Source organism: Jiangella rhizosphaerae, from assembly GCF_003579925.1.
Taxonomy (GTDB): Bacteria; Actinomycetota; Actinomycetes; order Jiangellales; family Jiangellaceae; genus Jiangella; species Jiangella rhizosphaerae.
The window spans coordinates 1-22,124 of sequence record NZ_QUAL01000173.1 but is presented as its reverse complement, the minus strand read 5'-3'; the positions used below and the strand labels follow the sequence as shown (position 1 = coordinate 22,124).

Genomic DNA, 22,124 nt, shown 5'->3' with positions numbered 1-22,124 from the left:
GGCGTGGCCGGCGGGCTGGGCGTCCGGCCGCAGAAGGTGCTGCTCGGCCCCGCCGTCGGCCTCGCGGTGCGCCCGGTCGTCGCCGGGAGCACCCCGGCGCGGGCCGCCGCCGTCGCCGTCGTCGCCTACCGGATCGCCGCGGCCGCGCTGTTCCGCGACCCGCAGGTGTCGCTGCTGGCGGAGCGGGCCGCTCCGGCCGACCTGCCGTTCGTCGTGCCGCTCGCGGCTCGGGGCCGCTACGTCGGGACGGAGTTCGTGCGCGACCTCGCGGCCCAGCTCGACGGCGACTACACCCGCGATGCTCCGGACGTCGGCATCGTCGCGTCGCTGGACGAGCTGGTCGGCGGCGACTTCTACCCGGCCGCCGTCGACCCGCTGGTGCGCGAGTTCTACGAGCACACCACCCGGTTCGCGCTGGACATCGTGCCCGAGTGGCGGGCCTGGGTGCGGCCGGGCTACCTGCTGTACCGGACGGCGCTTGCCCGCCCGCTCGGCCAGGCCAACGTCCCGATGAACCAGCGCCAGGCCCAGCGCGGGGTCGTCAGCCGCATCGACACCGTCGACCCGGGCGACGGCGGCCCCGTCGTGCGCGGCTGGATCCGCTCGTACGCCGACGACGACGAGCCGATCTACGTCGGCATCTACACGACGTACCGCCGGAACGGCCGCGGCTACGTCAGCGTCGGCTTCCCGCTGCCCGGCGGCAGCTTCACCGCGACCCTGGAGCCGCGGCTGCGCCCCGGCGGCGGGCTGACGCTGACCAGCCGCGGCACCCGCGTCGACGCCGGCCACTACCTCACCGTCGTCGACCCCGACACCGGTGACCTGACGACGCTCACGGTGCCGGGGTTCGGCGAGGAGCTGCAGGTCTGGGCGTCCGACGACGGCGAGCTGCGGGCCGGCCATGCGTTCTCGCTGTTCGGGCTGCCGTTCCTGGTGCTGCGCTACCGCATCCGCCGCAAGGGCTAGGGACGCGCCGCCAGCACCGCCCGGGCGCGGTCGAGCCGGTCGGCCCGCTCGGCGGCGATGCCGGCGAACACGTCCGCGTCCCGGCCGATCATGACGGTCTGCAGCGCGGCGTCGACGGCGTACCAGACACCGACGACGTTCGTCTGCTCCTTGCAGGCGACGTCGTCGACGGCGACGTCGATCTCGCCCGGGCCGGGGCTGGGACCGGTGAAGCGGGGGTCGTTCGGCGGGTCCCACGGCGTGGCGTAGTCGTGGCCGTGAGCCGCCATGCAGGCCGACCAGGCCGCGAAGGCCTCGCGCACCCGTGGGTCCTTCATGGCCAGGGTCACGCCGCGGACGTCGACGCGCTGGGCGGCCTCGGGATTGCCGAGGTCGCCGCCGACGGCGCCCACCGCCTCGCCGGAGCAGCCGCCGTCCGCGACCGGCATCCCGTCCTCCGCCGGCCCGAACAGCACCAGCTCCTGCTCCGCCGACAGCTCGAGCTCCGGCTTCTCGCCGTCGTCGTCGCCCAGGTGGTAGCCGCTGGCCGCCGCGAGCTCGGGATCGGCCAGCCCGTAGCGCCGTTCGGTGTGCGTGACTGGCACGGACGGGACGAGGCTGGGCAGCTCCGGCGGCGCGACGCCGTGGCGCTCGAAGCACCGTTCGAGTGCCACGGTGTGCGCCTCGTCCAGCAGCCGCAGATCCTCCTCGGACAGCAGGTACGCCGTCACCGGCAGCGTGAGGTCGGTGGTGTCGGTGACGACGGCGACCGTGACAGCCGGCGCCACCGGCGGTGCGCCGGCGAGTTTCCCGGGCGGCCCGCCCGGAGTCATCGCCAAGGCGAGCGGGACGAGCGCGGCTACCGCCCGGCTCGATGTGGACATCGCGACGACTCCGTCAGGGCAGGAAACGGAAGCTCGCGTTGTCGTTCCACGTGTGGTACAGGTTGCGCCGTCCCCGCGGCGGCACATCGTCGTACGGGCCGGTCCAGTTCTCGTTGTAGTACACCCGCGCTGTCACGTAGTCCCAGTTGATCGCCGACGCGGCGTTGTTCTTCACCCGCTCGCCGGCTCCGCCGCCGGACACGCCGTAGTACGGATAGCGGATGTTCCCGAAGTCGCGGACGTTCCAGTAGAAGTCCTTGTACTGGCCGCTGTAGTTGCTGCCCCAGAAGAGGCAGAGCTCCTTCGACTGGCAGAGGTTGTCCTGGTCGGCGGCTGACGCGGGGGCGACGGCGGCGACGGTCGCGGCCGTGGCCGCGACTGCGGTCAGAGCGAGCATGCGGATCTTCTTCATCCGGAGGTTCCCTTCACCATGGCGTAAACAGGCCGGTCGGCCTGTCCACGCCAGCGTGCGGGACCGGTGCTTCACCGGCGCTTCAGCGCGGCTTCACGAGGAGCGCGCGGCGACCAGCTCGCTCGCCTGCCGGGCGATCTCCAGCTCCTCGTCGGTGGGGACGACGAGGACGGCGACGTCGGCGTCGTCGGGGGAGATGACCTGGGCGCGGCTGCCGGCGAAGGAGTTGCGGACGTGGTCGACCTCGACGCCGAGATGGCGCAGCCCGCCCAGCGCGTGCGAGCGCACCCACGAGTCGTTCTCGCCGACGCCGGCGGTGAAGACGATGGCGTGCGCCCGGCCGAGCACCGCGAGGTAGGCGCCCACGTAGTGCCGGATCCGGTAGCAGTACAGCTCCCGCGCCAGTTGCGCCGCCGCGTCGCCGGCCCGGGCCCGCCGGTGCACCTCACGCAGGTCGTTCGCGCCGGCCAGCCCGAGCAGCCCGCTGGAGCGGTTCACCAGCTGGTCGAGCTCGTCGACGGAGAGCCCGGCCTCGCGGTGCAGGTAGAACAGCGCTCCGGGGTCGACGTCGCCGCTGCGGGTGCCCATGACCAGGCCCTCCAGCGGCGTCAGCCCCATCGACGTGTCGACGGAGCGGCCGCCGCGCACCGCCGTCGCCGACGCCCCGTTGCCCAGGTGCAGGACGACGAGGTTGGTGTCGGCCGGGTCGCGGTCCAGCAGCCGGGCCGCCTCGCGGCTCACGTACGACACCGACGTGCCGTGGAAGCCGTAGCGGCGCACGCCGTACTCGGCGGCGAGGTGGCGGTCGAGGGCGTACGTGTACGCGACCTCCGGCAGCGTCTGGTGGAACGCGGTGTCGAAGACGGCGACGTGCGGGACGTCGGGCAGCTCGCGCCGCGCCATCCGCAGCGCCGTCAGCCCCGGGGGGTTGTGCAGCGGCGCCAGCGGCGCCAGCTCCTCGATGGTCCGCTCGATGTCGTCGTCGACCAGCGTCGGCTCGGCGAACCGGTCGCCGCCGTGCACGATGCGGTGCCCGACGGCGGCCAGCCCCAGCTCGTCGAGGGGGCCGCGTTCGTCCTCGACCTCGGCGACGACCTGACGGAGCGCGGCGGCGTGGTCGGCGACGCCGCCGTCCTCGCCGATCCGTTCGACGATGCCCTTGGCCAGCCGGGCCGGGCCGCCCGGATCGATCAGCTGGTACTTGATGGACGACGATCCGCAGTTGAGCACGAGCACGGTCATCGAGGGGATCCGTTCCTGTCGGAGGGTGCCGTTACTGTGCGGCCTGTGAAGACCCGTGCGCGGGCCGAGACGTGAGGAGTGTTGATGACCAACCGCCTGCAGGTCGGCATGAGCTTCGACCGATCCTTCCCGCCCGCCTTCGTCACCGAGGCCGCCCGCGCGCTCGAAGCCGGCGGCGCCCAGCAGCTCTGGGTCATCGAGGACTGCTTCTACACCGCCGGCCCGAGCCTGGCGGCCGCGGCGCTGACGGTCACCGAGCAGCTGACCGTGGGGGTCGGCATCCTGCCGGCGGTCGCCCGCACCGCACCCGTCACGGCCATGGAGATCGCGACGCTGTGCGGGCTCGGCCCCGGCCGGGTGCTGCCCGGCATCGGACACGGCGTGCAGGAGTGGATGGCGCAGATGGGCGTGCGGCCGGTGTCGCCCCTGACAGCGCTGGAAGAGGTCCTGGTGGCGGTGCGGCGGCTGCTCGCGGGCGAGGAGGTCACCAGCCACGGCCATTATGTCGACCTCGATGCCGTCCGGCTCGAGCAGCCGCCGGCCGACCCGCCGCCGCTGCTGGCCGGTGTGTTCGGGCCGAAGTCGCTGGCCCTGGCCGGCCGGGTCGCCGGCGGGCTGGTGCTGGCCGAGCCGGCCAGCCCGTCCTACGTGCGCTGGTCGCTCGAGCAGGCCGGCCGCAGCCCCGGCGACCCCGGCTTCCACCTCTCGGTCTTCGGCGTCCTGTGTGTGAAGAAGGACCGCGCCGAGGCCTACCGCACCATGGCACCGTGGCTGGCCCAGCAGCTCCAGCAGCCGCGCACGCCGTACACCTCGCTGCCGTTCTTCGACGACCTCGCGGCGCGCTACGCCGAGAAGGGCATGGACGGACTGGCGACCATGCCGGCGGAGTGGTGGACCGAGCTGGCGCCGGTCGGCACGCTGGACGACGCGGCCGCGCACCTGCAGGCGCTCGAGGACGCCGGGGTGCAGAGCATCGGCATGTTCCCCATCCGCGACGTCGAGGTCGCGCGCACGCAGCTGGCCGACGTCGTGGAGCTGGCGAAGCGCTAGGGCGGTCACGACGCCGACGCCGTCTGCGCCTGGATCGCCGTGATCGCGATCGTGTTGACGATGTCGCGGACCAGCGCGCCGCGGGACAGGTCGTTCACCGGTTTGCGCAGGCCCTGCAGGACGGGTCCCACGGCCACCGCGCCGGCGCTGCGCTGCACCGCCTTGTACGTGTTGTTGCCGGTGTTGAGGTCGGGGAACACGAACACCGTCGCGCGGCCGGCCACCTCGCTGCCGGGCAGCTTGGCGCGGGCCACGCTGGCGTCGACCGCGGCGTCGTACTGGATCGGCCCCTCGACCTCGAGCTCCGGTCGCCGTTCGCGTACCAGCGACGTCGCCGTACGCACCTTGTCCACCTCGGAGCCGGTGCCGGACGAGCCGGTCGAGTACGACAGCATCGCGATGCGCGGCTCGACGCCGAACCGCGCCGCGGTCTCGGCCGACGAGATCGCGATGTCGGCCAGCTGCTCGGCCGTCGGGTCGGGGTTGACGGCGCAGTCGCCGTAGACCAGCACACGGTCGCGCAGGCACATGAAGAACACGCTGGACACGATCGAGACCCCGGGCAGCGTCTTGATCACCTCGAATGCCGGCCTGATGGTGTGCGCCGTCGTGTGCGCGGCGCCGGACACCATGCCGTCGGCGAGGCCGAGCTGCACCATCATCGTGCCGAAGTAGGAGACGTCGGCGACGGTGTCCCAGGCGGCCTCCTGGGTGACGCCGCGGTGCGCGCGCAGCCGGGCGTACTCGTGCGCGAACCGGCCGCGCAGCTCGCTCTCCCGCGGGTCGACGACCTTCGCGGCGCCGATGTCGACGCCGATGCGGTCGGCGGCGGCCGCGACGTCGGCCGGCGGCCCGAGCAGGGTGAGGTCGGCGATGCCGCGGCGCAGGACGGTGTCGGCGGCGCGGAGGATCCGTTCCTCGGTGCCCTCGGGCAGGACGATGTGCCGGCGCTGCGCACGGGCGCTGTCGACGAGGTCGTGCTCGAACATCAGCGGTGTGACGACGGCGCTGCGCGTGACGTCGAGGCGGTCGAGCAGGTCGCCGGCGTCGACGTGCCGGTCGAACAGCGCCAGCGCGGTCTGCACCTTGCGGGTCGCGTCGTAGGTCAGCCGTCCCCGCACGGCGGCCAGCGCGGTCGCCGTGGCGAAGGTGTCGCCCGGCGCCGTCGCGATCGGCAGCCCGACGTCGAGGCCGTCCATCAGCCGGACGATCTGCGGCGGCAGCTCGAACCCGCCGTTGAGCACCACGCCCGCCAGCGTCGGCGACGTCTTCGACGCGTGCGCCGCCAGCACGCCGAGCAACACGTCGCTGCGGTCGGCCGGGGTGATGACGACGGCGTCGTCGAACAGCCGGTCGAGCACGTTCGGCAGCGTCATGCCGGCGACGACCAGCCCGCCGACCTCGCGCCCCAGCCGCGACGGGTCGCCCCGGAACAGCTCGCCCCCGCCGGCCGCGACGAGGTCGCTCATGGTCGGCGCGGACAGCAGCGGCTCCTCGGGCAGCGCGTACGCCGGGCCGAGCCCGCTCAGCGCCGTGCGCGCCTCGTCCAGCGCCTCGGGCGGCACGCGGTTGGCCACCAACGCGGCCAGCGTGCCGTAGTTCGCGGCCAGCTCCGCGGTGGCCAGCTCGGCGACGGCGCGCAGGTCGGCGGGCGAGCGGTCGTGGCCGTTGAGCACCAGCACCACGGGCGCGCCGAGGTTGGCCGCCACCCGCGCGTTGAAGGAGAACTCCGTCGGGCTGTCGACGTCGGTGTAGTCGCTGCCGACCACCACGACCGCCTCGCACTGCGCGGCCACGGCGCGGTACCGGCTGAGGATGGTGCTCATCGCGGCGTCGGGGTCGGCGTGCACGTCCTCGTAGGTGACGCCCGCGCACACGTCGTAGGGCAGGTCGACGCCGTCGTGATCGAGCAGCAGCTCCAGCACGTAGTCGGGCTGGGCGCCGGCCCGGACCACGGGACGGAACACGCCGACCCGGCCCAACCGGCGGGTGAGCGCCTCCAGCGCACCGAGCGCGACCGTCGACTTCCCGGTCTCGCCCGTCACCGATGCCACGTAGACGCTGCGAGCCACTCGGAGAGGCTATATCGCGAAGGTGAGCATGGGGCGGCGGCCGGCCCGGCGCGTCACGTGGCCGGCGTGCCCTTGGCCGGCTGCTCCTCCTCGTCCTGCCGGCCGGACCGGGTGAAGACCGAGAACGCGCCGTCGGGCTCCAGGATCATGAGGTCGATCTCGGTGAGGTCGCGGACGCCGTGCTCGCGGGCGGCCTCGAGGAGGTCCTGGATCGGCAGCCGCTCGTAGCGCAGCACTTCGTCGTCGACCCTGCCGTCCTTGATGAGGATGGTCGGCTCGCCCTCCAGCAGCCGGCGGCTGCGCCGGAACCGCCAGCTCACCCAGGACAGCAGGATCGACAGCAGGGCGAACGTCGCCACCGCGAGGGCGCCGCCGGTCAGCGACAGGTCCTCCTGGAGGACGGTCTGGCTGATCAGGTCGCCGAGCGTCACGAGCAGGATCAGGTCGAACGCCGTGAGCTGGCTGACCTGCCGCCGGCCGGAGACGCGCAGGACGACCCACAGCAGGACGAAGACGATCGCGGCGCGGATGACGATGTCCATCAGGGCAGCACCGTCATCCGGAAGTCGGTCTCCACCATCACGACGTCCTGGTCGACGACCGCGACGGCGTACCGCTGCGAGCTGGGCAGCTGGCCGGGCGCCGTCCGTGCGTCGAGCATGACGTGCAGCACCTCGCCGGCCGGCGGCGCGAACTCGTACTCGAGGCGGTCCGGCCCGGAGGTCTCACCGTCGGGGTTGGGGTACCAGTCGTTGAAGTCGGCGCGGTCGAGCAGGTCCTTGCCGATCGACAGCGTCACGGGCCCGTCGAAGCCGCCGTCGCGCCGCACGGTGATCTCCAGCGGCATGGGGATGCTCGGGCGGGTGACCTGGGCGTGCCGGACGGTGAGCTCGTAGCCGCCGCCGGCGGCGGACGTGACGGCGGCGCGCGGGCCGAGCAGCCCGGTCAGCGCCGCGAGGACGAGCAGGCACATCAGGACGATGCCGACGCGGCGCAGGTTCCGGCCGCGCCGCGACGCGGCGGCGTCCCGGCTGGTGGGCAGCGTCGCGATGTGCTCGGGCACGGCACTGTTCTACCGGGACGACGGCGCCGGCGGCGGCTCGGCGCGCCGCGCTCGCCGGGAGTAGCGTCGGACCATGCCACCGACCGACGCCGAGATCCTGGCCGCGCCGAAGGTCCTCCTGCACGACCACCTCGACGGCGGGCTGCGACCGGCCACCGTGCTGGAACTGGCCGCGGAGATCGGGCATGAGCTGCCGGCGGCCGACGAGCAGAGCCTGCGGCTGTGGTTCACCGACGCCGCCGACTCCGGCTCGCTGGAGCGGTACCTGACGACGTTCGAGCACACGGTCGCGGTCATGCAGACCCCCGACGCGCTGGTGCGCGTGGCCGCCGAGTGCGCCGAGGACCTCGCCGCCGACGGCGTCGTCTACGCCGAGGTGCGCTACGCGCCGGAGCAGCACCTGAACGGCAGCCTGTCGCTGGACGAGGTCGTCGCGGCGGTCGAGCAGGGCTTCCGGCTGGGCGAGACGCGGGCGGCCGCGGCGGGCCGGCCGATCCGCGTCGCGACGCTGCTGACGGCCATGCGGCACGCCGCCCGTTCGCGCGAGATCGCCGAGCTGGCGGTCCGCTACCGCGAAGCGGGCGTGGTCGGCTTCGACATCGCCGGCGCCGAGGCGGGCTTCCCGCCCACCCGCCACCTCGACGCGTTCGAGTACCTGCGCCGCGAGAACGCGCACTTCACCATCCACGCCGGCGAGGCGTTCGGGCTGCCGTCGATCTGGGAGGCGCTGCAGTGGTGCGGCGCCGACCGCCTGGGTCACGGCGTGCGCATCATCGACGACGTCGAGGTGCGGCCCGACGGCACCGTCAAGCTGGGCCGGCTGGCGGCGTACGTCCGCGACAAGCGCATCCCGCTGGAGCTGTGCCCGTCGTCGAACATCCAGACCGGTGCGGCGGGCTCCATCGCCGAGCACCCGATCGGCCTGCTCGCGCGGCTGCGGTTCCGGGTCACCGTCAACACCGACAACCGGCTGATGAGCGGGACGTCGATGTCCCGCGAGTTCGCCCTGCTGGCCGACGCCTTCGGCTACGACCTGCCTGACTTCGAGTGGTTCACGGTCAACGCGCTGAAGAGCGCGTTCATCCCGTTCGACCAGCGGCTGGCGCTGATCAACGACGTCGTCAAGCCCGGCTACGCCGCGCTGGGCGCCCAGCGGGCGTTCGACCGCGTCCGGGCCGCCGGGACGGCGGAACGGCTCAGTCCTCGGTCGGCATGATGATCCAGAGCGCCAGGTAGACCAGGATCTGCGGGCCGGGCAGCAGGCAGGACAGCAGGAACAGGAGCCGCACCGTGCGGGTCTTCATGCCGAACCGCTTGGCCAGGCCGGCGCAGACGCCGGCGATCATGCGGTTGCCGGTCGGGCGGACCAGGCCGCCGCGGGCCTCGGGGTAGTAGCTGCTTGTGCTCATACCTCAACGGTAGGTCCGCGGGTGCGCCCGCGACGTCCGTCTCGCGGATGGTCCGACCCGGAGCCCGCAGGTCAGGGCTTCCCGGAGGGCGCGCCGGCGGCGACCCGCAAAGCGTCGCGGACCTCGTGCGCGTCGGCCGGCCGGGCGCCGAGCCCGCGCTGCCGCTCGACGATCGCCCGCTCGGCCCGCATCAGCGCGCGGCCTCGCCGCAGCAGCGTCAGCGGCGGCTTGCGGTGCTCGGCGAGGTCGCGGGCGAGCCGGCGCACGAAGTTCTTCCACGGTTTGCGGTGCAGCACGATGGCGTCGGCCAGGATGCCGCGGGCCCGGCACTCGTCGACGATCTCGGCGGCGAACAGGCCCTCGGCGACGAACACCGGTGCGGTGCCGACGGTGAACAGTTCGGTGCCGACGGTGCGGTCGTGCGCGATGTCGTAGACCGGGATCTGGGCACGGCCGGTGCGGCACACCTGGACCAGCGTGTCGACGGCGCGCTCGGCGTCCCAGGCCCGCGGGTCGTCCCAGTCGACGATGCCGAGCTCGGGATGGCGCGGCATGCCCGGGTCGTCGCCGTCGCGGTAGAAGTGGTCGAGGTTCAGCACCGGCAGGCCGCTCTCGCGGGCCAGCCGGGACTTGCCGCTGCCCGACGGGCCGGCGAGAAGGACGACACGGTGCACGAAGGCACAGTCTCTCACGGCCGGCGCGGGTGCGGCCGCGTCACGTGATGCGGTAGCGGACGTGGGTGGCCTCCGGCGTGTCGATCACCCGGACGATCTCCAGCCGCACCCGCGACGGCAGCACGTCGAACAGCCGGACGCCGGCGCCGTACAGCACCGGGACGATGTGCAGCTGCAGTTCGTCCAGCACCCCGGCCTCGAGCGCCCGGCGCGCCGTGACGCCGCCGATCACGTGGACGGTCTTGTCGCCGGCCGCGGCCTTCGCCCGGGCCATCGCGCTCTCGATGCCATCGGTCACGTAGGTGATCAGCGGGTAGTCGGGGACGGACGGCGCGGGCGGGCGGCTGCTCAGCACGAAGACCGGTACCCCGTCGCCGTGGTGGACGCCGCCCCAGTGGCCCGCCTGCTCCGCGGTGCGCCGGCCCGACACGACGGCACCGGCCGCGCGGATCTGGCCGAGCAGCTCGCCGGCCGGTCCCGTCTCGAGGAGCGACCCGTCCGGCCCGAGCCCCCAGTCGTGCAGGACGAAGTCGTCGCCGCCGGGGTTGTCCGGTCCGTCGTTCGGGCCCGCGACGTACCCGTCGACCGACACTGACATGTCCAGTACCGCCACCGCCATGGTGACCTCCACGTTCTCGTTCGGAGCGGTTTCGGGCCCAGCCAACCACGGGGGCGCTTCAGCTCGGCTTCACCGGGCATTCGCGGGACGGCTGGACATACCCTAGGGGGGTAATGTATGAATGAGTGCAGACGCCGATACCGCACCGGGGTACCGTGTAAGGGAAGGATCGGCGTCGACGCGAGGAGGACACATGACCGAGACACCGGGTGCCGACCACGGCCACCACGGCTACATCCACCGCAAGGACGACTACCTCAAGCGGCTCACCCGCATCGAGGGTCAGGCGCGTGGGCTGCAGCGCATGGTCGCCGAGGAGAAGTACTGCATCGACATCCTCACGCAGGTCTCGGCCATGACGAAGGCGCTGGAGTCGGTGGCCCTCGGGCTGCTCGAGGAGCACCTGGCCCACTGCGTCGTCGAGGCCGCTCGCCAGGGCGGTCCCGAGGCCGACGTGAAGGTCAAGGAGGCCTCCGACGCCATCGCCCGGCTCGTCCGGTCCTGACTCGCGACGTCCACGCACCACCGTTCCAGGCACCAGGGAAGGCACCGCTATGACCACGTCCACCTACACCGTCGTCGGCATGACCTGCGACCACTGCGCCGCCTCGGTCCGCGAGGAGCTCGGCGGCATCGAGGGCGTCAGCCAGGTCGACGTCGACCTCGCCACCGGCAACGTCGACGTCACCAGCGCCGCGCCGCTGAACGCCGACGACGTCAAGGCAGCGGTCGAAGAGGCCGGCTACCAGCTCGCCGGTTCTTGATCCCACCCACGGAGGTAGTGCCATGAACGCGCCGGCCAAGCTCGGCGTCTACGCGCTGTGCCTCGCCGGCGCGTTCGGCCTGGCGGCCGGGGCCGGCCGCGTCGTCGGCCCGATCGGCGAGGACGACACCGCGTCGGCCACGGCCGAGTCCGAGGAGTCCGGCATGGCCGGTCACGACGACGAGGCCGCCGGTTCCCCCGAGGAGGACGGCGGCCACGCCGAGGAGGACGGCGGTCACGGCGAGGAGGCCGGCGACGCCGCGCACCTGCCCGGCGGCCTGATGGTCTCCGACCACGGTTACACGTTCGCGCTGACGGCCGACACCTTGCCGGCCGGCGCGGACCGGCCCGTGTCGTTCGTCATCGACGGCCCCGACGGCGTCGTCACCGAGTTCGACGTCGAGCACGAGCAGGAGCTGCACCTCATCGCCGTCCGACGCGACCTCACCGGCTACCAGCACGTCCACCCCGTCCGGGCCGCCGACGGCACCTGGTCGGTCCCGCTCGACCTCACGCCCGGCGAGTGGAAGCTGTTCGCCGACTTCTCGACCCACGGCGAGGCGGTGACGCTCGGCACCGACCTGTCCGTCCCCGGCGACTACCAGCCGGCGCCGCTGCCCGCGGCCGGCACGACCGCACAGGTCGACGGCTACACCGTCACGCTCGACGGCGAGCTGCACCCGGGCGAGGAGTCCAAGCTCACGCTGTCCGTCAGCCGCGACGGCGTCCCGGTGACCGACCTCGAGCCCTACCTCGGCGCCTACGGCCACCTGGTCGCGCTGCGCGACGGCGACCTCGCCTACCTGCACGTCCACCCCGAGGGCGAGCCCGGCGACGGGGTCACGCCGTCCGGCCCGGACGTCTCGTTCTTCGCCACCGCCGCGTCCGTGGCCGACTACCGGCTGTTCTTCGACTTCGAGCACGACGGCGTCGTGCGCACCGCGGAGTTCACCGTCACCGCCGAGGACGACGCGCACGAGGAGGACCGATGAGCACCGTCGACCTCGAGATCGGCGGCATGACCTGCGCGTCCTGCGCCAACCGCGTCGAGCGGAAGCTGAACAAGCTCGACGGCGTCACCGCCACCGTCAACTACGCGACGGAGAAGGCGCGGGTCACCTTCGCCGACGGCGTGAGCACCGCCCAGCTGGTCGAGGCGGTCGAGTCCGCCGGGTACACGGCGCGAGTGCCGCAGCCGGAACCGCGGGCCGAGGCCGCCGCCGACCCCGTGCGCACGCTGCGCGACCGGCTGATCCTCTCCGCCGCGCTCAGCGTGCCGGTCATCGTGCTGGCCATGGTGCCGGCCTGGCAGTTCGACTACTGGCAGTGGCTGTCGCTGACGCTGGCCGCGCCGGTCGTGCTCGGCGCCGGGTTCCCGTTCCACAAGGCGGCCTGGACCAACCTGCGGCACGGCGCCGCCACCATGGACACCCTCATCTCGATGGGCACGCTGGCCGCGCTCGGCTGGTCGGTGTACGCGCTGTTCTGGGGCACCGCCGGCATGCCGGGCATGACGCACCCGTTCGAGCTCACCATCTCGCGCGGCGGCGGCTCCGGCGAGATCTACCTCGAGGTCGCCGCGGGCGTCACGACGTTCATCCTGGCCGGGCGGTACTTCGAGGCCCGGTCGAAGCGGCGGGCCGGTGCGGCGCTGCGGGCGCTGCTCGAGCTGGGCGCCAAGGAGGTCTCCGTCCTACGCGACGGCGTCGAGCGGCGGGTCCCGGCCGGCGACCTCGGGGTCGGCGACCTGTTCGTCGTCCGGCCGGGGGAGAAGATCGCCACTGACGGCGTCGTCACCGAGGGCGCGTCGGCCGTCGACCGGTCGATGCTCACCGGCGAGTCCGTGCCGGTCGAGGTCGGACCGGGCGACGAGGTGGCGGGCGCCACCGTCAACGCGCACGGCCGGCTGGTCGTGCGGGCGACCCGGGTCGGCGCCGATACCCAGCTCGCGCAGCTGGCCAAGCTGGTCGAGGACGCGCAGAACGGCAAGGCCGAGGTCCAGCGGCTGGCCGACCGCGTCTCCGGCATCTTCGTGCCGATCGTCATCGGGCTGGCCGTCGCCACGCTGGGCTTCTGGCTGGGCACCGGCGGCGGTGCGGCCGCGGCGTTCGCGGCCGGGGTCGCCGTGCTGATCATCGCCTGCCCGTGCGCCCTGGGCCTGGCCACGCCGACGGCGCTGCTGGTCGGCACCGGCCGCGGTGCACAGCTGGGCATCATCATCAAGGGACCGCAGGTGCTGGAGTCGACCCGCCGCGTCGACACCGTCGTGCTGGACAAGACCGGCACGGTCACCACCGGTACCATGACGCTGGTCGAGGTCGTCGCGGCCGACGGCGAGTCCGAGGACGACGTGCTGCGGCTGGCCGGCGCGCTCGAGGACGCCTCGGAGCACCCGATCGCCAAGGCCGTCGCCGACGGCGCCCGGTCGCGGGTCGGTGCGCTGCGGGCCGTCGAGGACTTCCGCAACGTCGAGGGTCTGGGCGTCCAGGGCGTCGTCGACGGTCACGGCGTGCTGGCCGGCCGGCCGAGGCTGCTCGCCGAGTGGTCGGTCGCGCTGCCGCCGTCGCTGGTCGTCGCCATGGAGCGGGCCGAGGCTGCGGGCCGCACCGCCGTCGCCGTCGCGTGGGACGGCGCAGCACGCGGCGTGCTGGTGGTCGCCGACGCCGTCAAGCCGACGTCCACCGCCGCCATCGCGCGGCTGCGCGGGCTGGGGCTGACGCCGATCCTGCTGACCGGCGACAACGAGGCCACCGCGCGGTCGGTGGCCCGCGAGGTCGGCATCGACGAGGTGGTGGCCGAGGTGCTGCCGGCCGACAAGGTCGACGTCGTGAAGCGGCTGCAGTCGGAGGGTCGCGTCGTGGCGATGGTCGGCGACGGCGTCAACGACGCGGCGGCGCTGGCGCAGGCCGACCTCGGACTGGCGATGGGCACCGGCACCGACGTCGCCATCGAGGCGTCCGACCTCACGCTGGTCCGCGGCGACCTCAACGCGGCGGCCGACGCGATCCGGCTGGCCCGCCGCACGCTCTCGACGATCAAGGGCAACCTGTTCTGGGCGTTCGGCTACAACGTCGTGGCGCTGCCGCTGGCCGCGGCCGGGCTGCTCAACCCGATGCTGGCGGGTGCGGCGATGGCGTTCTCGTCGGTGTTCGTGGTGTCGAACAGTCTGCGGCTGCGCCGGTTCAGGGCAGCGGCCTGAGGTCGGTGCATTCGCGCAGGGCGGCGCGGCCGGCGGTCATCGCGCCGGCCGCGTCGCCCGTCGCGAACACCGGGAGCCCGTCGGCGCCGATGCGCGCGGGCGCCCAGCTCTCCGCCGTCACCGTCCCGTCCTCGACCGTGAGCGTGAGCAGGCCGGTCGTCGACGTCGCCGCGGAGCCCTGCGTGTACCAGACGAAGTTGCCCAGGCCGTAGGCCACGTAGGTGTCCGTGGCCGGGGCCAGGCCGGTGCCCTGCAGCCGGTGGGTGTGGCTGCCGACGACGACGTCGGCGTGGCCGGCGAGGGTGGCGGCCAGGGCGGTCTGCGACGGGCTCGGGCAGCTCTCGCCCTGCACGCCCCAGTGCAGGTAGACCACGACGACGTCGGCACCCGCCTGCGTCCGCGCTCGGGCGATGGCGTCCAGCAGCGGGGCGGGGTCGAGCGCCGTCGCGACGCCGGCGGTGGTGCCGGTGGCGGCCCAGTGGGCGGTCGGGTCAGCGCCGGGATCGTCCGGCACGTTCGCCCCGATGACCGCGACCGCCGTGCCGCCGACGTCCCGGATCGCCGGGGCGAACGCCTCCGCGAGGTCGGCTCCGACGCCGACGACGTCGAGGCCGGGTGCACTGGTCCGGGCGGCGAGCGTGTCGGCCAGGCCGTCGGGGCCGAAGTCCATCGCGTGGTTGTTCGCCATCGTGACGACGTCGACGCCCGCGGCTTGAAGCGCGGTGAGCGCCGTGGGCGGGGCCTGGAAGGTGAAGCGCTTGCCCGGCTCGGGCGTGCCGCTGTTCCCGACCGACGTCTCCAGGTTGACGACGGTGAGGTCGGCGGCGCCCAGCTGTGCGGCGACTGGGGCGAGCGCGGTGGCGGGGTCGTCCAGGCGGGCGCGCAGGGCGCCCTCGAAGTGGATGTCGCCGGCGAACGCGAGCGTGACGGGGTCCGGTGTCGGCGTGGGCGTCGGCGTGGGCGACGGCGTCGGGCTGGGCGACGGCGTCGGGCCGGCCGGTGGGCTGTCCGCCGCCGGGAGGCCGTCGCCGCCGGAGCCGGACGCACACCCCGTCACCAGGACCGCCACCGCCAGCGCCGCGGCGACCACACCGCGCCGATGCATACCCCGACCCTACGCCGCCCACCCCTGCTCCGATGATCATGGGAGCGGACGCTGAGCTCGGCGTGGCGTGCGATACGCGGTAGTGCGCAGTGCATAATAGTGCGCCATGGACACCAGTCAGCTCCTCAAGGGTGTGCTCGACCTCGCCGTGCTCGCGGTGCTGCGCGAGGAGGACGGCTACGGCTACGACGTCGTGCGGCGGCTGCGCGCGGCCGGTCTGACGGAGGTCGGCGACGCGTCGGTGTACGGGACGCTGCGGCGGCTCTACCACGCCGGCGCCCTGACCACGTACGTCGTGCCCTCGGAGGAGGGCCCGCACCGCAAGTATTACAGCCTCAACGGCACCGGCCGCGACCTGCTGCGACGCTCGGCGAAGACGTGGCGCGAGTTCGCCGGGGTGCTGACGGAGCTGGTCGACCACGCCACGAAGGAGGCAGCGTGAGCACCACCCGGGCCACCGCCCACCCGGCCGTCGCGACGTATGTCGCGGCGGTCCGTGAGGAGCTCGGCGATCTGCCGGCGGACGAGCTGGCCGAGATCGCCGAGGACGTCCGCGACCACCTCGACCACGTCGCCGCCGAGTACGGCGACGACGTCACCGTCGGCGTCCTGATCGACCGCCTCGGCGCGCCGGCGGCGTATGCGGCCGAGCTGCGCGCCGCGGCCGGGCTGCCGGAGCCGACGCCCGAGCCCGCACCCGTGCGGACCGGGTTCGGGCGGCGGCTGCTGCGGTTCCTGGTCGCGTTCTTCGGCTGGGCCGCGGTCGGCCTGGGTGCGGCCGCGTTCGTCGACACGCTGTTCGGGCTGAGCGGCGCGCCCGCGTTCTTCGGCGTCCCGGCGATCGTCGCCGCCGTGCTCGCCCTGGCCGCCGCGCTGCTGCTGGTGACCGGCCGCGACGACCCCGTCGCCGAGCTGCGCCGCGTGCCGACCGCGCCGCTGCTGGCACAGGTGGAGGAGTGGGTGCGCGGCATGCCGTGGGGCCGGCCGGCCATCGAGCTGGTCACGTCGCTGCGGCCGGCCTGGTGGATCGCGCGGGCCGCCGCGCTGGCGCTGATCACGTTCGCCGTCTTCCGCAGCGCCCCGTTCAGCGCCGCGGTGTTCCTGCTCGCGATGGTCGGGTCGGTGTGGCTGGGCCGGCGGACGGCGGCGGGCGAGGTCCGCGGCTCGCGGCTGCTCGCGGTCCAGCTTGCCAACGCCGGGCTGGCCATCGGCGGCCTGGCGATGGCCGGCGTCGTGGCGGCGAACGCCTCATGGGACGGCGTGCGGTACGTCGACGGCGGCTACGACTACACCGGCCCGATGGACTGGGACAGCGGCCCGCAGTTCTACGACGTGAACGGCACGCCGGTGACCAACATCTTCGCCTACGGCGCCGACGGCACGCTGCTGGAGAACGTCCGGCTCTACGACCAGGACGGCCACCCGATCGACCTCGGCTGGTTCGAGGAGTGCTACGAGGGCGCCTTCGACCAGTCGTTCGTCGCCGCGAACCCGTGGGGCGAGCACGTCTACCCGCGGCTGACGGTCGAGGTGTCGTCGGACGGCAGCTGCCAGCCGCCGCGGCTCGAGGCGCCGTTCGGGACGCAGCTCCCGGGCACCCCGGCCGGCCCGCCGGACCCGCTCGAGTGACGGATCAGACGCCGACCGGGTGCCAGACGGTCTTCGTCTCGAGGTAGGCGGTGATGCGCTCGAGGCCGGGCTCGGCCAGCCAGTCGGGCTCGGTCTCGGGCGCGCGCACGACCCGCTTGAGGTTGTCGGCGGCCGCCAGCTCCAGCTCGCGGGCGTGATCGGCGTCGCCCGCCGCGCCGGCGAGGTCGACGGCGTTGACGTCCATGTGCGCGGCCAGGACCGGCGCGGTGTCGGCCAGGCGGCCGGTCAGGACGTTCACCACGCCGCCCGGCACGTCGGACGTCGCGAGAACCTCGGACAGGGTGATGGCCGGCAGCGGCCGCTCGGCCGAGGCCAGCAGCACCGCCGTGTTGCCGCCGACGACGACCGGCGCCAGCACCGATACCAGCCCCAGCAGCGACGAGCGCTGCGGCGCCAGCACGGCCACGACGCCGGTGGGCTCGGGCACGGAGAAGTCGAAGTACGGCCCGGCGACCGGGTTGCTCGACCCGACCACCTGGGCGATCTTGTCGGCCCACCCGGCGTACCAGACCCAGCGGTCGATGGACTCGTCGACGACCGCCGTCGCCTTCGCACGGGACAGTCCCTCGCCGGCGGCGACCTCGTCGACGAACTGGGCGTGCCGGCCCTCCATGACCTCGGCGACGCGGTAGAGCACCTGGCCGCGGTTGTACGCCGTCGCGCCGGACCAGCCGGGCACCGCCTTGCGAGCCGCCACGACGGCGTCGCGGGCGTCCTTGCGCGAGGCCCAGGCCGCGTTGGCGAGGAACCTGCCCTTGGCGTCGGTGACCTCGTAGGACCGGCCGGACTCCGAGCGGGGGAACTTCCCGCCGACGTACAGCTTGTAGGTCTTCTTCACAGCCAGCCGCTCGGCCATCAGTGCTCGCCCTTCAGGTATGCCAGCAGACCGTGCCGGCCGCCCTCGCGGCCGTAGCCGGACTCCTTGTAGCCGCCGAACGGCGACGTGGGGTCGAACCGGTTGAACGTGTTGGCCCAGACGACGCCGGCCCGCAGCTGCTGCGCGATCGACAGGATGCGCGAACCCTTGTCGGTCCACACGCCGGCGGACAGCCCGTACGGCGTGTTGTTGGCCTTCTCGACCGCCTCGGCCGGGGTGCGGAACGTCAGCACCGACAGCACGGGGCCGAAGATCTCCTCGCGGGCGATGCGGTGGGCCTGGCTGACGCCGGTGAACACCGTCGGCGGGAACCAGAAGCCGCGCTCGGGCAGCTCGCACTCCGGCGACCAGCGCTCGGCGCCCTCGGCCTCGCCGACCTCGGACAGCTCGCGGATGCGGGCCAGCTGGTCGGCGGAGTTGATGGCGCCGATGTCGGTGTTCTTGTCCAGCGGGTCACCGACGCGCAGCGTGCCCAGCCGCCGCTTCAGCCGGCCCAGGACGTCGTCGTACACCGACTCCTGCACCAGCAGCCGCGAGCCGGCGCAGCACACGTGCCCCTGGTTGAAGAAGATGCCGTTGACGATGCCCTCGACCGCCTGGTCGATCGGCGCGTCGTCGAACACGATGTTCGCGGCCTTGCCGCCCAGCTCGAGCGTCGCCTTCTTCGTGGTGCCGGCGACGCTGCGGGCGATCTGCTTGCCGACCTCGGTGGACCCGGTGAACGCGACCTTGTCGACCCCCGGGTGCTCGACCAGCGCGCGGCCGGTGTCGCCGGCGCCGGTGACGATGTTGACGACACCCGGCGGGAGGTCGGCCTGCTGGCAGATCTCCGCGAACAGCAGCGCGGTCAGGGGCGTGGTCTCGGCCGGCTTGAGCACGACGGCGTTCCCGGCGGCCAGCGCCGGCGCGATCTTCCACGCCAGCATGAGCAGCGGGAAGTTCCACGGGATGACCTGGCCGGCGACGCCGTACGGCCTCGGATCGGGGCCGGCGCCGGCCCACGCCAGCTTGTCGGCCCACCCGGCGTAGTAGAAGAAGTGCGCCGCGACCAGCGGGATGTCGACGTCGCGCGACTCGCGGATGGGCTTGCCGTTGTCGATCGACTCGAGGACGGCCAGCTCGCGGGCGCGCTCCTGGATGATCCGGGCGATGCGGAACAGGTACTTGCCGCGGTCGCGCCCGGACAGCTTCGACCACGTGCGCTCGTAGGCCCGGCGGGCCGCCTGGACGGCTCTGTCGACGTCCTCGGCGCCGGCCGCGGAGATCTCGGCCAGCACCTCCTCGGTGGCCGGGTTGACCGACTTGAACATCGACCCGTCGACGGGGTCGACGAACTCGCCGTTGACGAACAGGCCGTAGGAGCTCCTGATGTCGACGATGGCCCGCGACTCCGGCGCGGGGGCGTACTCGAACTTCGTCATGGCGATCAGTCCACGGTCACTCGGTCGGCCTGCACGTACCCAGCGTAGGCGCTCCGGGCCGTGGCCGTTTGTCCGTACCGGTGCTTGCGCGGGCAGGGTCGCGGTGCCAGCGTCGGGGAACGTGTGAATCGACCTCGGGGGGCGATCGTCATGCCCAGTCGGCGAGCCGTCACGTTCATCGCGGGCGCCTCACTCATCGTGGCCGGCGCGATCCCGGCGATCGCCGGGCCGCTGACCACCGGCCCGCTGGTCCAGGTGTCCGGCACGAGTCCGTTCCTGGACTGCACCGCGGACGCCGTCGAGGACCAGTCCGGGACGGTGTACCTCAACAGCGAGGTCGAGCCGTGGCTCGACGTGAACCCCACCGACGCCGGCAACGTCGTCGGGATCTGGCAGGCCGACCGCTGGGACAACGGCGGCGCGCGCGGCCTCGTCGCCGGGGTCAGCCAGGACGGCGGCGGCACCTGGACGCAGGTGCCCATCCCCGGCATCACGCTGTGCTCCGGCGGGACGTACGACCGGGCGACCGACCCGTGGGTGTCCTTCGGGCCCGACGGCCGGCTGCACCAGCTGGCGCTGTCGTTCAACGACATCGCCCCGCCGTTCGAGCCGCGCGACTTCGACCACGCGCTGCTGGCCAGCTGGTCCGACGACGGCGGCCTGACGTGGAGCGACCCGGTCGAGGTGATCCGCGACCTGGACGCGAACGTCTTCAACGACAAGCAGTCCATCACCGCCGACCCCACCGACCCCGACCTGGTCTACGCGGTCTGGGACCGGCTGGTGTTCCCCGGCAGCGAGCGCGCCAGCGTGATCGCCGGCTTCGTCACCCAGGCGTTCACGGGCCCGTTCTGGTTCGCCCGCAGCACCGACGGCGGCGAGACCTGGGAGGCGCCGAAGGAGATCTACGACCCCGGGATGCGCGACCAGACCATCGGCAACCAGATCGTGGTGCAGCCCGACGGCACGCTGGTGAACATCTTCAACGAGATCCGCAACGACAACCGCGGCGGCCGGCGCGGCAACAACGTCGCCGTCATGATCTCCGAGGACCAGGGCGTCACGTGGTCCGAGCGGATCTTCGTCAGCCGCCTGGGCACCATCGAGATCACCGACCCGGACACCGGCGACCCCGTCCGCACCGGCGACATCATCCCCGACATCGCGGTCGACCGCACGACCGGCGCCCTCTACGCCGTGTGGCAGGACGCCCGCTTCAGCGGCGGGCGGTTCGACAGCATCGCGTTCTCGCAGTCGCTGGACGGCGGGCTGACGTGGTCGCAGCCGATCAAGGTCAACGCCACGCCGGGGACCGTGCCGCCGGGCAACCAGCAGGCGTTCACGCCGTCGGTGCACGTGGCCGACGACGGGACGATCGGCGTGACGTATTACGACTTCCGCAACAACACGCCGTCGCCCGCGACGCTGCCGACCGACTACTGGCTGGTGCACTGCCACCCGACGACGCCGGCGACCTGCGCCGCCGCGGCGAACTGGGGCAACGAGGTCCGGCTCACGAACGCGCCGTTCGACATGCGGCTGGCGCCGTTCGCGCTGGGGTTCTTCACCGGCGACTACGAGGGCCTGTCGAACATCGGGACGGACTTCGCGGCGTTCTTCTCGCAGTCGCACGGCACCGACCCGGCCAGCACGTTCTTCCGCACCGCCGGCTAATCGATCGGGGGGCCGTCAGTCCAGCGTGAAGTAGTCGGGGCCCGCGTAACGACCGGTGGCGAGCTTCTGCCGCTGCATGAGCAGGTCGTTGAGCAGGCTGGACGCGCCGAGCCGGAACCAGTCGGGGTCGAGCCAGTCGTCGCCGGCGGTCTCGTTGACCAGGACGAGGTACTTGATGGCGTCCTTGCTGGTGCGGATGCCGCCGGCCGGCTTGACGCCGACCTGGCGGCCGGTGGCCTCGCGGAAGTCGCGGACGGCCTCGAGCATGACCAGCGTGACGGGCAGCGTCGCGGCCGGCGACACCTTGCCGGTGCTGGTCTTGATGAAGTCGCCGCCGGCCAGCATGGCCAGCCAGGACGCCCGCCGGACGTTGTCGTAGGTGGCCAGCTCGCCGGTCTCGAGGATGACCTTGAGGTGGGCGTCGCCGGCGGCCTGCTTGACCGCGACGATCTCGTCGAACACCTCGCCGTAGCGGCCGGCGAGGAACGCGCCGCGGTCGATGACCATGTCGACCTCGTCGGCGCCGGCCGCGACCGCCTCGCGGGTGTCGGCCTCCTTGACCGCCAGGCTGGTGCGCCCGGACGGGAACCCCGTCGCCACGCTGGCGACCTTGACCGGGCTGTCCGGGCCGAGCGCCTCCTTCGCCGTCGCGACGAGGTCGGGGTAGACGCACACCGCCGCGACCCTGGGGACGGTGCGGTCGGAGGGGTCGGGGCGCAGCGCCTTCGCGCACAGCGCCCGCACCTTGCCGGGGGTGTCCTGGCCCTCCAGCGTGGTGAGGTCGATCATCGAGATGGCGAGGTCGATGGCGAACTGCTTGGCCGTGGTCTTGATGGACCGCGTGGCCAGCGTGGCCGCCCGAGCCTCGGCGCCGGTCTGGTCGACACCCGGCAGGCCGTGCAGGAAGCGGCGCAGCGACGCCTCGGAGGAGGCGATGTCGGACAGGCGCGCGTCGTCGAGCATGGTCACGCCGTCGAGTCTAGGTGTACCCGGCCATCACGTTGGTGGCAGGCGGCTGATCGGTGGGAGGCCGCCGAGTGCGCTGTGGCGTCGTCGAGTGTT

General features: G+C 73.2%; 23 protein-coding genes. 10 read left to right on the top strand and 13 right to left on the bottom strand.

The features are described 5' to 3' along the window. Positions 1-969, top strand: a 969-nt coding sequence (locus DY240_RS32115) for a hypothetical protein (protein WP_158602901.1), incomplete at its 5' end; no start/stop codon positions are given. Here DY240_RS32115 and DY240_RS18450 read toward each other — a convergent pair. The 3 genes from DY240_RS18450 to DY240_RS18440 form a co-directional block, all read right to left on the bottom strand. Further along, on the bottom strand, positions 966-1,832 hold the full coding sequence (locus tag DY240_RS18450) for a hypothetical protein (RefSeq protein ID WP_147375388.1): 867 nt from the start codon (positions 1,830-1,832) through the stop codon (positions 966-968). The two genes, DY240_RS32115 and DY240_RS18450, sit on opposite strands and share 4 nt — an antisense overlap. A gap of 13 nt (positions 1,833-1,845) precedes the next feature. Then, the gene (locus DY240_RS18445; protein ID WP_119661303.1) at positions 1,846-2,244 is read right to left on the bottom strand and encodes a peptidase inhibitor family I36 protein; all 399 of its coding nucleotides are present in this window, start codon (positions 2,242-2,244) and stop codon (positions 1,846-1,848) included. A 93-nt stretch (positions 2,245-2,337) separates the two neighbouring features. Continuing rightward, entirely contained in the window at positions 2,338-3,486 is a 1,149-nt protein-coding gene (locus DY240_RS18440; RefSeq protein ID WP_119661302.1) for an acetate/propionate family kinase, read from the bottom strand. Between the two features lie 84 nt (positions 3,487-3,570). Between DY240_RS18440 and DY240_RS18435 the strand changes: the two genes are divergently transcribed. Next, positions 3,571-4,536: an LLM class flavin-dependent oxidoreductase gene (locus tag DY240_RS18435; RefSeq protein ID WP_233552792.1), complete on the top strand. Its 966-nt coding sequence runs from the start codon at positions 3,571-3,573 to the stop codon at positions 4,534-4,536. A gap of 5 nt (positions 4,537-4,541) precedes the next feature. Here the strand turns inward: DY240_RS18435 and pta are convergent, their stop codons facing one another. Genes pta through DY240_RS18420 form a run of 3 tightly spaced genes read right to left on the bottom strand, consistent with a single transcriptional unit; the run spans position 4,542 to position 7,671 of the window. Further along, the gene (gene pta / locus DY240_RS18430) at positions 4,542-6,608 is read right to left on the bottom strand and encodes a phosphate acetyltransferase (RefSeq protein ID WP_119661301.1); all 2,067 of its coding nucleotides are present in this window, start codon (positions 6,606-6,608) and stop codon (positions 4,542-4,544) included. Between the two features lie 53 nt (positions 6,609-6,661). Continuing rightward, positions 6,662-7,150 carry a DUF421 domain-containing protein gene (locus DY240_RS18425; protein ID WP_119661300.1) on the bottom strand — a complete coding sequence of 163 codons (489 nt, stop codon included), beginning with the start codon at positions 7,148-7,150 and terminating at the stop codon, positions 6,662-6,664. Beyond that, on the bottom strand, positions 7,150-7,671 hold the full coding sequence (locus tag DY240_RS18420; protein ID WP_119661299.1) for a hypothetical protein: 522 nt from the start codon (positions 7,669-7,671) through the stop codon (positions 7,150-7,152). Before DY240_RS18420 ends, DY240_RS18425 begins: the two co-directional genes overlap by 1 nt. Before the next feature lie 73 nt (positions 7,672-7,744). Between DY240_RS18420 and DY240_RS18415 the strand changes: the two genes are divergently transcribed. Beyond that, entirely contained in the window at positions 7,745-8,887 is a 1,143-nt protein-coding gene (locus tag DY240_RS18415; protein WP_119661298.1) for an adenosine deaminase, read from the top strand. Here the strand turns inward: DY240_RS18415 and DY240_RS18410 are convergent. The 3 genes from DY240_RS18410 to DY240_RS18400 form a co-directional block, all read right to left on the bottom strand. Continuing rightward, positions 8,868-9,080 (bottom strand): PspC domain-containing protein, encoded by a 213-nt coding sequence (locus DY240_RS18410; RefSeq protein ID WP_119661297.1) that lies wholly within the window; start codon positions 9,078-9,080, stop codon positions 8,868-8,870. The two genes, DY240_RS18415 and DY240_RS18410, sit on opposite strands and share 20 nt — an antisense overlap. A 71-nt stretch (positions 9,081-9,151) precedes the next feature. Next, positions 9,152-9,754 (bottom strand): uridine kinase family protein, encoded by a 603-nt coding sequence (locus DY240_RS18405; RefSeq protein ID WP_119661296.1) that lies wholly within the window; start codon positions 9,752-9,754, stop codon positions 9,152-9,154. A gap of 40 nt (positions 9,755-9,794) precedes the next feature. Beyond that, entirely contained in the window at positions 9,795-10,373 is a 579-nt protein-coding gene (locus DY240_RS18400; protein ID WP_119661308.1) for a dihydrofolate reductase family protein, read from the bottom strand. A gap of 193 nt (positions 10,374-10,566) precedes the next feature. Between DY240_RS18400 and DY240_RS18395 the strand changes: the two genes are divergently transcribed. The 4 genes from DY240_RS18395 to DY240_RS18380 are packed head-to-tail and all read left to right on the top strand — an operon-like array spanning position 10,567 to position 14,335. Further along, on the top strand, positions 10,567-10,878 hold the full coding sequence (locus tag DY240_RS18395; protein ID WP_119661295.1) for a metal-sensitive transcriptional regulator: 312 nt from the start codon (positions 10,567-10,569) through the stop codon (positions 10,876-10,878). Between the two features lie 49 nt (positions 10,879-10,927). Further along, positions 10,928-11,137: a heavy-metal-associated domain-containing protein gene (locus DY240_RS18390; RefSeq protein WP_119661294.1), complete on the top strand. Its 210-nt coding sequence runs from the start codon at positions 10,928-10,930 to the stop codon at positions 11,135-11,137. A 22-nt stretch (positions 11,138-11,159) separates the two neighbouring features. Continuing rightward, on the top strand, positions 11,160-12,128 hold the full coding sequence (locus DY240_RS18385) for a hypothetical protein (protein ID WP_119661293.1): 969 nt from the start codon (positions 11,160-11,162) through the stop codon (positions 12,126-12,128). Next, entirely contained in the window at positions 12,125-14,335 is a 2,211-nt protein-coding gene (locus DY240_RS18380) for a heavy metal translocating P-type ATPase (RefSeq protein ID WP_119661292.1), read from the top strand. Before DY240_RS18385 ends, DY240_RS18380 begins: the two co-directional genes overlap by 4 nt. Here DY240_RS18380 and DY240_RS18375 read toward each other — a convergent pair. After that, positions 14,319-15,440, bottom strand: coding sequence for a CapA family protein (locus DY240_RS18375; protein ID WP_119661291.1), 1,122 nt, complete (start codon positions 15,438-15,440; stop codon positions 14,319-14,321). The two genes, DY240_RS18380 and DY240_RS18375, sit on opposite strands and share 17 nt — an antisense overlap. A 106-nt stretch (positions 15,441-15,546) precedes the next feature. Here DY240_RS18375 and DY240_RS18370 point away from each other — a divergent pair, with 106 nt between their 5' ends. Both DY240_RS18370 and DY240_RS18365 read left to right on the top strand, forming a co-directional pair. Beyond that, positions 15,547-15,882, top strand: coding sequence for a PadR family transcriptional regulator (locus tag DY240_RS18370; protein WP_046768923.1), 336 nt, complete (start codon positions 15,547-15,549; stop codon positions 15,880-15,882). Continuing rightward, positions 15,879-17,069, top strand: a complete 1,191-nt coding sequence (locus tag DY240_RS18365; protein WP_119661290.1) for an HAAS signaling domain-containing protein — start codon at positions 15,879-15,881, stop codon at positions 17,067-17,069. The genes DY240_RS18370 and DY240_RS18365 overlap by 4 nt, the downstream gene beginning before the upstream one ends. 4 nt (positions 17,070-17,073) lie before the next feature. Here the strand turns inward: DY240_RS18365 and DY240_RS18360 are convergent, their stop codons facing one another. Continuing rightward, complete coding sequence (locus tag DY240_RS18360) at positions 17,074-17,946, bottom strand: aldehyde dehydrogenase family protein (protein WP_199701729.1); 873 nt, start codon at positions 17,944-17,946, stop codon at positions 17,074-17,076. After that, positions 17,946-19,388 (bottom strand): aldehyde dehydrogenase family protein, encoded by a 1,443-nt coding sequence (locus DY240_RS18355; RefSeq protein ID WP_119661289.1) that lies wholly within the window; start codon positions 19,386-19,388, stop codon positions 17,946-17,948. The genes DY240_RS18360 and DY240_RS18355 overlap by 1 nt, the downstream gene beginning before the upstream one ends. Before the next feature lie 150 nt (positions 19,389-19,538). On the opposite strand from DY240_RS18355, the gene DY240_RS18350 reads away from it, so the two are divergent. Then, a complete protein-coding gene (locus DY240_RS18350) occupies positions 19,539-21,062 on the top strand; it encodes a sialidase family protein (protein ID WP_119661288.1) in 1,524 nt (507 codons plus the stop codon). Positions 21,063-21,077: 15 nt separating this feature from the next. Here the strand turns inward: DY240_RS18350 and deoC are convergent, their stop codons facing one another. Next, the gene (gene deoC, locus DY240_RS18345) at positions 21,078-22,025 is read right to left on the bottom strand and encodes a deoxyribose-phosphate aldolase (RefSeq protein ID WP_119661306.1); all 948 of its coding nucleotides are present in this window, start codon (positions 22,023-22,025) and stop codon (positions 21,078-21,080) included. Positions 22,026-22,124: the final 99 nt, after the last annotated feature.